The sequence below is a fragment of the Calothrix sp. CBUCES-K 9914 genome, from assembly GCF_059640475.1.
The window spans coordinates 24,546-32,904 of record NZ_JBXXZH010000086.1 but is presented as its reverse complement, the minus strand read 5'-3'; the positions used below and the strand labels follow the sequence as shown (position 1 = coordinate 32,904).

Annotated in this window: 7 protein-coding genes and 1 pseudogene; 2 read left to right on the top strand and 6 right to left on the bottom strand. The window is 40.4% G+C overall.

Annotation, left to right across the window (positions count from 1 at the left end; genetic code table 11):
* The 6 genes and pseudogenes from AC2JBO_RS19985 to AC2JBO_RS19960 form a co-directional block, all read right to left on the bottom strand.
* Nucleotides 1–602: pseudogene (locus tag AC2JBO_RS19985) on the bottom strand (lipolytic protein G-D-S-L family); the annotation flags it as partial.
* A gap of 142 nt (nucleotides 603–744) precedes the next feature.
* On the bottom strand, nucleotides 745–1,227 hold the full coding sequence (locus AC2JBO_RS19980; protein WP_496955403.1) for a hypothetical protein: 483 nt from the start codon (nucleotides 1,225–1,227) through the stop codon (nucleotides 745–747).
* 156 nt (nucleotides 1,228–1,383) lie between these two features.
* Entirely contained in the window at nucleotides 1,384–2,301 is a 918-nt protein-coding gene (locus tag AC2JBO_RS19975) for a DNA-methyltransferase (protein ID WP_496955402.1), read from the bottom strand.
* 183 nt (nucleotides 2,302–2,484) lie between these two features.
* Nucleotides 2,485–3,180, bottom strand: coding sequence for an SAM-dependent methyltransferase (locus AC2JBO_RS19970; protein ID WP_496955401.1), 696 nt, complete (start codon nucleotides 3,178–3,180; stop codon nucleotides 2,485–2,487).
* A 67-nt stretch (nucleotides 3,181–3,247) separates the two neighbouring features.
* Entirely contained in the window at nucleotides 3,248–4,363 is a 1,116-nt protein-coding gene (locus AC2JBO_RS19965; protein WP_496955400.1) for an iron-containing redox enzyme family protein, read from the bottom strand.
* A gap of 386 nt (nucleotides 4,364–4,749) precedes the next feature.
* The gene (locus tag AC2JBO_RS19960; RefSeq protein WP_496955399.1) at nucleotides 4,750–5,979 is read right to left on the bottom strand and encodes a methionine gamma-lyase family protein; all 1,230 of its coding nucleotides are present in this window, start codon (nucleotides 5,977–5,979) and stop codon (nucleotides 4,750–4,752) included.
* 136 nt (nucleotides 5,980–6,115) lie between these two features.
* On the opposite strand from AC2JBO_RS19960, the gene AC2JBO_RS19955 reads away from it, so the two are divergent.
* On the top strand, nucleotides 6,116–6,946 hold the full coding sequence (locus AC2JBO_RS19955; RefSeq protein WP_496955398.1) for an acyl-CoA desaturase: 831 nt from the start codon (nucleotides 6,116–6,118) through the stop codon (nucleotides 6,944–6,946).
* Between the two features lie 278 nt (nucleotides 6,947–7,224).
* Nucleotides 7,225–8,298, top strand: coding sequence for a fatty acid desaturase (locus tag AC2JBO_RS19950; protein ID WP_496955397.1), 1,074 nt, complete (start codon nucleotides 7,225–7,227; stop codon nucleotides 8,296–8,298).
* The last annotated feature ends 61 nt before the right edge of the window (nucleotides 8,299–8,359 follow it).

The following is an 8,359-nucleotide window of genomic DNA, read 5'->3' as shown; positions in this document are numbered from 1 at the left end:
GCCATTACGTAAATAACGTCGGGTTTTGTTTTTGAGAAGGCTGATATTCTTTTTAAAACACCTGTTGATGTGTCTCCGGATATTCCCTGATTTAACCATAGTTTCCCTGAAGGTAATTTGTCCTTGGGAAACCACATGCTTAATGAATCTCCTACCAATACACTAAGACGATTATCTCCTTGTCCGTCTGCCATTGCGCGCGCTTCTAAGGCAAGTAACCCTTTCCAGTCTTCGTAGGAAAGCTGACTCTTACGACTATCTACTTGTTCACCAGATCTAATGGATGCCAGTCGAGTGTAAATTCTGCCCAGTCGCAGCGCTGCTAACCGTTGATAATACAGTTGATTTCCTGATAGCGGTCTTGAAATTGATGTTGGTTGGGGAGTTACCGATGGTAGTGTTGGGTCGCTAAACTCCGGTGTGGTATTTTCGGGAGTTGCTACTGGTGGTAGTTGATTTTGGGTTGCGTGAGATTGCGAAGTAGTACTGCTATTCTGAACTACAGGATTATCTTGTTGAGCAATCGACAGCTGAGGTAAAGCTGATGTTGGTACTGCCAGTCCTGTCAACACTCCTGCTGCCAACAGATATACATCCTTCATCGCTTTATCTCCCCTCTATATAATTCTTATATTCCCTAATCTCAGCCAGTGTTAACTGATTTCAGGATATTTCTTTGACTAATAAGTTACTATTTTTATTTACACCGCCTCCAAATGTAAAGCTAGCCAAAAAAAATACTTTTTACAAACTCTTCAAAAAACCTTTGTTTGTTTGAAGTGTCTGTGTTATTTTTTGCCGAGCTTCTTCGGATAATGCGGACTTAATCAAGATTAGCACTTTCCACCACTCAAGCAAATCCTTTTCACTAGAACTTTGCAGAATCTGATCAATGTAAAAATTCTGCCACCACTCTGGCGCGTATTTACTGTTCCAGCGCTTTTTCCAACGTCGGTGCCATCGCCAAAATGCACTCTGAAAGCTGGCGCCTACAACTGGTGGTGGTGGAAAGTCAGCGTAACTGACAAATCTACTGATGTTATCACCATGAACGTAAGCAACATAACTATAACAATCAATTCGCTTAATCCGCTCAATTTGAGCATTAAACATCATCGCGACAGCTTCCTCTGTCACAAATCGTGCAAGTGGATGTATAAAAGGAGACTTGTAGCTAATTTTGGATACACGAATTGAGGGTGCTGCGACCCTGATTGTTGTTACCATAGGTGTATTGGTCTCTTTAAATAAGAGATGTGCTTTGAATATTTGTAGGCAATATAGCCAGCTTGGAAAAAAGGCTATCTATCTATAAATTTATAGTACATCTATCTTACCTTATAAATTCCAAAAAGAATATAAAAATTAGTATAAATATGCTACTTAAATTTTAAGTTCATCATCGAAACGGTACTGACTACCAATGATGTAATCTTCGTTCATCTCAAAACTCAGCCAACGGCGCCGTTGTGTCTCTGCTACAAACCCTGTTGTATTGGAGCCTGCGAAAGGGTCTAGGACAATATCACCTTCTGAAGTGAGGAATTTGACGAAAAATTCAGCAAACCCGTATGGAAAGCGCGCGGGGTGTGGTTTAACGTTCGCGTTTTTACAACGCTTTAAATAGGGACTATTGGATTCTGTGTTGGCAAATTCGAGTAAATTCGGTGGAATGGCGCCTTGATTATCTTTTTGAAATTTCTCCGAGATGTCATGACCACTCGGTCGTAGTTTTGCTCTATACCCGTTTTTAAGTAAATTCTTCATACTCTCGCTGTATGGCTTAAGAACTTTACGGTTATCAGCGCGAGGGTTTGGCGTTTTCGATAGCCACCAAACGACATTTACAGAGTCTTTGACACGAATTCGTCTGATAGTGACCCACTCGGCTGGGGTGGGTAGGCGCGCGGGATTATAATGAAAAAATTCTTGTGCTAAATAAAACCCGACTTCTCTACACAGTCTAACTAAAAGTTCGTATTGATAGATACTGCGTATTGGGTTTCCGGGAAGGTAGGCACCGCCTAAATCTAATACTAAAGAGCCATTTTCGGCTAAAACTCGTTTAAATTCATAACTAAAAGGTAAAAACCACTCGATATACTTTTCGGCACTTTCATTTCCATATTCTTTCTTACGTGTCAGTGGAAAAGGAGGCGAAGTTAAGATTAAATCGATACTATTATCAGAGATAGATTTAATTAAATTTAGGCTATCACCCAGATAAATGGCGCCGTAGGTCTGAGTATAGTAGGGATTTAATTGAAGCGTGAGATGGGAATTGACCGGGTCAGTATTCAATGTGGCTTTAAGCAATGACTGTGAAACTTACATATACCTGAAAATAAGTCTGTTATTTTATTTCTTTAAGATTTCTTAATTAATTACGTAGGTTTTGAATTTTGATCCCCCCAGCCCCCCTTAATAAGGGGGGCTAAAGTTCTCTTAAAGTCCCCCTTATTAAGGGGGATTGATTTTTATTGATTACAAACCAGTTAGGACTTGGGATAACTCTTTTGACAGGTCTGCATTTGATTTTTCTTGCTTTGTAAATAAGACTCCAGATAGGAAGTAATAATCACCTGAATAAAATGCTATTTTGTTACTACGCATTTCTTCAATGTGGTTCTTGACTTTTGGTTCCGAACTGTAATAACCAAATTCTATTGGTAAAACAGTGAATTTATTAACTGCGTAACCGTTGGCTTTTGCCTGTTCGATTGTACTTATAGGATTAGAATAGCTGGATACTAATACTAAAACGTTTTCATATCCTAATGTTAAAAGTTTGTTTGTGATAGCGGCGCCGTCATTTCCACCAAAAAGTAATGGTATGTAAATGTCATTGTCTGGTGCAGGTAGATAAGGAGGATTCGAGACTAGACATTCAGACTGAGTTTGATTCGATTCAAACAAACTAGAATTATCTATCACATACTTATCGGTGAGGCTATACTCATCTATCGTTAAATTGGCAGCTTTCCAAGCATCAGTATTTAATTCAAATCCATGTATAAGACCTGAAAACTTGTTTCTTAATAAAGAGCAAATCACAGGACTGCCATCACCTGAACCGAATTCGACTATATATTTAAAGTTTTGACGATTTCTTAAAACAAAGTTCTCTAAACAGTTAGAGTAAAAATTGGATTCTTCAGGACAGTAAAAAATTTCTTTCATGATGTGTATAAGGAGTAGGGTGCGTGATGCCAGAAAAATTTTGAAACGAAGCTAATGTCTAGTGGCATCACGCACCAGCATCAACACCAGAACGAGAAGCTTCGCGAATTGAATTAACGACAGCTTGTGCCGCGCGTTCTCCCATCAATTTTTCTTGGTCATAGCCAAGTAAAAGTTCCCATGCGTTGTTGGGATAAAGTTCTGCTAAAGGTAGCGCGACATCTTCAAGCATCCACTGACCGTGACGTTCATCTTCACGAATATGCAGTTCCCAGTAACCCATTGCGGCATCTGATAAATTTAATCTTTGGGCTGCGGTGAGATAATTACGGTATGCACTAGGACCTGCAACCTCGAAATAAGTTAATGCTCCTGAATAACGAAGGTAATATCGTTTGCGTTCAGTAGTTAAAAAGTTATGATTAGCACATGCTAAAACTTCCCAAGGAACTAAATCAAAATAATTTTCAGGCTCAGTATTCATATCAAATTCACTAAGCATAGCTGCGAAAAAGGTTGAATGTTTACGGTTGAAACGACCGTTACCGTATTCTTCTAACAGTACTTTTACTAATGTACACTGTATAGGATTCGCTGTACCACCAAGAATACGCGATAAACGACTGCCTTCAACTAACCCATCAAATGAACCAATAGCGAGCAAATGCTTGTAACCTTCTACACTCATTTCCTCACGTATGTAACGACTTCCCTCAGAAATCTCTGGGTTTAAATCATATGCTACACGGTCAATTAATGCTTGCTTAACATCAAGCTTTTGCAAAGCATCAATATCTATTTGCGCTAATTCCCATTTTTGCCAAGCTGCCTCTATACTATTACGAACTCGCTGTAAGTATAAAGAGCGTTCGTTGTCGTAATTTGATAAATCATCGTACCAGAAAAGATATAAACGGTTTATTCTGTAGAGAATTCTCTGAAGAAAACGATGTGCAAGAATATCTTCGGCACCATCATATGCAGCAGTAAGCGCTGTGGCCAATGCATACTCAAACTCACTCGCTATTGTAGGTTCTATATTCAATTGCTTGTCTAAGCTTTCAACGGCTAACAATTCAATGAACTGCTTTTCGGCTAAGTTATATCTATCAGTAGGCTTTGTATTTTGACAAGAATTTTGCCCCTCAGTTTCTATATGAGGGAGCGTGATTGAACTATGCATGAACTTATTACTGTTTAGAAAAATTGAAATTGTCGCTTAACACTATTTACGATTCCATTTTGTAGCGTCTATTACGTCTTACTTGAGCTATAAACACAACTCATGCTGTAGAGTGAGAGTTTCAAGAAAATGTTATAAATACAACAAGATATTTATTGAGTAATCTCTCACTCGAATCTGTATCTCTGTGGTCATTTTTACAGTTAAATTTATTTTTAATGTGGATATATAGGCGCCTGTCTGACTAATGCTTAGAGGCGTGCGGTTTATTTACACATCGGTAATTATGGTCGTTCTAAAGGAGTAGAGGAATTTTTTTATTACTTGGGCGTAGATATGTTAAGATTTCGCGTGACCGAAAGCACAGGCGTCCCGCCTGTGCTACGTTAGACGCATCCTACGGCTTGGATGGCGGCTTCTAGGGCGATGGCGATGTGTGTCCAATGTGTTCCGCCTTGGCAATAGACTATGTAGGGTTCGCGTAATGGCCCGTCGGCGGAAAATTCTAAGGTGCTACCTTCGATGAAGGTGCCTCCTGCCATGACTACTTGACTTTCGTATCCCGGCATTTGGTCGGGGATGGGGTCTAGATAGGAACCAATAGGTGAGTTTTGTTGGATAGCTTTACAAAAGGCTATTAGTTTCTTGGCGGAACCTAGTTTTATTGCCTGAATTACATCACGACGCGGCGCCATTGGTGCTGGGTTTACGGGGTAGCCTAGTTTGTCAAATACATAACCAGTAAGATGTGTACCTTTCATGGCTTCTCCAACCATTTGCGGTGCCAAGAAAAATCCTTGAAAAAGTAATCGTAGCTGATCGAAGGTGGCGCCTCCTTCACTGCCGATACCTGGTGCTGTTAAACGACATGCTGCCATTTCTACAAGGTCTGCACGCCCTGCTACATAGCCTCCGGCAGTGACAATTGTACCACCTGGATTTTTGATTAAAGAACCTGCCATTAAGTCGGCACCAACGTGGGTTGGTTCTTGCGTTTCAATAAATTCGCCGTAGCAATTATCTACGAAACAAACTGTATTTGGGTTTTGCTGTTTGACAATCGAAATTATTTTTTCAATTTCGGCAACAGACAAACTTGGGCGCCAATCATAACCACAGGAACGTTGAATTAAAACAAGGCGAGTATTTTCTTTTATACCTTGGCGCAAAGCTGACCAATCAATCGTCCCGTCATATGTTAGATCCAATTGACGATAAGTTATGCCAAACTCTATAAGGGAGCCTTGAGAACTACCTCTCAACCCAATAACTTCTTCTAATGTGTCATAGGGCGCGCCAGCTACGGCTAGCATCTCATCACCAGGACGAAGCACACCAAATAAAGCACAGGCGATAGCGTGAGTTCCCGAAACAAACTGTACTCGTACTGCGGCTTTTTCAGTACCCATGACCGAAGCAAAGACTTTATCTAAAGTTTCGCGCCCAATGTCATCGTGTCCGTATCCACTGACACCAGCAAAATGGTGCGCTCCGACACTATGATGACGGAAGGAATTTAACACTCGTTGAAGATTTTGCTTGACTGTAGCGTCAATTTTAGAAAAAATCTGTAACAGTGCCTGTTCTGCGTCGCGCAGCTGTTCCAAGCTGTTCATTAGTCCCTCATTCACAATAAATTTACTATTTTGTGGATTTATAGCGCATGGCAGATAAAAGCTATGCTCGATAAAGGTACGCTGAACCTGAACGAAATTCTGTCTTTTTGCTGAAAAAATTCCATTAGGTTACTGCATGACAATTGCTACTTCAACTAAAACCGGACTTAATTGGACTCACATTTTATTTTTTTCTAGCTTGCACGTTGGCGCCTTGTTCGCTTTACTACCTAGTAACTTTAGCTGGCAAGCATTTGGCGTGTTTGTGTTCCTTTATTGGCTAACGGGTTGTCTTGGCATCACCCTCGGATTTCACCGTTTAATTACCCACCGCAGTTTTCAAACTCCAAAGTGGCTTGAATATTTTCTCGCTTTTTGTGGAACACTTTCGTGTCAAGGTGGACCTATAGATTGGGCAGGTTTGCACCGTATCCACCACCAACACTCTGACCAAGAAAAAGACCCCCATGACTCAAATAAAGGTTTTTGGTGGAGTCATATCGGCTGGATGTTCTATAGATCTCCTGCCTTTGCTGATGTTCCTCGCTTCACTAAAGATATCGGTGAAGACCCAGTTTACCAGTTTTTGCAAAAAAATATGATTTTGCTTCAGGTTGCTCTGGGGCTATTTTTACTCGCTATTGGTGGTTGGTCATTCGTTGTATGGGGTGTTTTTGTGCGCCTTGTTGTCGTATGGCATTTCACTTGGTTTGTCAATAGTGCTACTCATAAGTTTGGCTATAAAACTTATGATTCTGGCGACCATTCTACTAACTGTTGGTGGGTTGCTCTACTTACTTATGGCGAAGGTTGGCACAATAATCACCACGCATATCAGTACTCTGCTCGTCACGGTTTGGAATGGTGGGAAATTGATTTCACTTGGATAACAATTCAGGTTTTACAGTTCTTTGGTTTAGCATCAAACGTTAAATTGGCGCCTAAAAAGCAGTCAACAGCAGTATAAAATAATCTGCTTGTAAATCCCTACTCCCCGCTACTACCAAGATTTGTTTGTGGAGCGGGGTTTAAAATGACGATTTTGAGCGATTTTGTTGATATAATCCGAATCGCTACCTGTAACAAAACTTTACTTAAGTCACTTTGATTAAAAGTTAGGAGTTAGGAGTTACGAGTCAAGAGTTAGGAGTTAAAAATTAGAACTCAGCACTCAGTACTCAGCACTCAGCGCTCATAACTTTTGTGAGTGGCTAGACACTGAGGAGCTTTTCATTTTTTGTATTCATGACAATATCAATAGTTAAGAACGAATCTCGCAAAAGCACACAAGTTATCGTCCCTGATAGTTTGCGTCAAGATAGCCTCAAGCTAAAACATATTATCAAGTCCATTCCGCGCGAGTGTTTCCAAAAGAATAGCCGCAAAGCTTGGACAAAAGTCGTTATCAGCGTCTTAATGGTGGCTTTAGGCTATGTAAGTTTGGTGGTTGCGCCTTGGTATCTTTTCCCACTTGCATGGATTTTTACGGGTACTGCATTAACAGGCTTTTTTGTAATTGGTCACGACTGCGGACACCGCTCTTTTTCCAACCGCCGCTGGGTAAATGATTTAGTTGGGCATTTAGCTTTTATGCCGTTAATTTACCCATTCCATGCTTGGCGTGTTGGTCATAATTATCACCACAAGCATACTAATAAGTTAGACTATGATAATGCTTGGCATCCGATTCGACCGGAGGTGTTTGAAAGCAGCAGTCCAACTTGGCGCCTGATTTTGAGAACCTTCTTGACAAATAAAATATGGTGGTTAGGTTCAATTGGACATTGGGCGATGATACACTTTGACCCCAATAATTTTCTAGAAAAAGACCGTCCCAAAGTCAAGCTTTCAATTGCAGTTGTTGCACTTTTTGCTGTAGTTGCTTTCCCAGCACTGATTATTACGACTGGTATCTGGGGATTTATTAAATTCTGGGTCGTACCCTGGTTAGTATACCATTTCTGGATGAGTACTTTTACTTATGTTCACCATACGGCGCCGGATGTACCGTTTGAGAACGCATCGAAATGGAATGAAGCTATAGCTCAGTTAGGTGGTACTATTCACTGTGATTACCCAGCTTGGATAGAGCTTTTGTGTCACGACATTAATGTTCACGTTCCACATCACATTTCAACCGCTATCCCTTCATATAATTTGCGAATGGCTTACTCCAGCATTAAAGAAAATTGGAATACGTATCTTCATGATGAATATCGTTTCTCATGGTCTTTAATGAAGCAGTTGACCGATAAGTGCCAGTTATACAAAGAAGATAACGGCTATTTGTCTTTCAAAGAGTACGATGCCAGCAAATAGATAAGACATTTGTATGAATTAATGTAGAGACGCGGCATAAAAATGTGCTATAAAGACGCGA

Excerpts from the sequence above, each read along its gene's own strand:
- AC2JBO_RS19965 (WP_496955400.1), bottom strand. The coding sequence starts at position 4,363 with ATGCATAGTTCAATCACGCTCCCTCATATAGAAACTGAGGGGCAAAAT.
- AC2JBO_RS19950 (WP_496955397.1), top strand. The coding sequence starts at position 7,225 with ATGACAATATCAATAGTTAAGAACGAATCTCGCAAAAGCACACAAGTT.
- AC2JBO_RS19960 (WP_496955399.1), bottom strand. The coding sequence starts at position 5,979 with ATGAACAGCTTGGAACAGCTGCGCGACGCAGAACAGGCACTGTTACAG.
- AC2JBO_RS19955 (WP_496955398.1), top strand. The coding sequence starts at position 6,116 with ATGACAATTGCTACTTCAACTAAAACCGGACTTAATTGGACTCACATT.
- AC2JBO_RS19970 (WP_496955401.1), bottom strand. The coding sequence starts at position 3,180 with ATGAAAGAAATTTTTTACTGTCCTGAAGAATCCAATTTTTACTCTAAC.
- AC2JBO_RS19980 (WP_496955403.1), bottom strand. The coding sequence starts at position 1,227 with ATGGTAACAACAATCAGGGTCGCAGCACCCTCAATTCGTGTATCCAAA.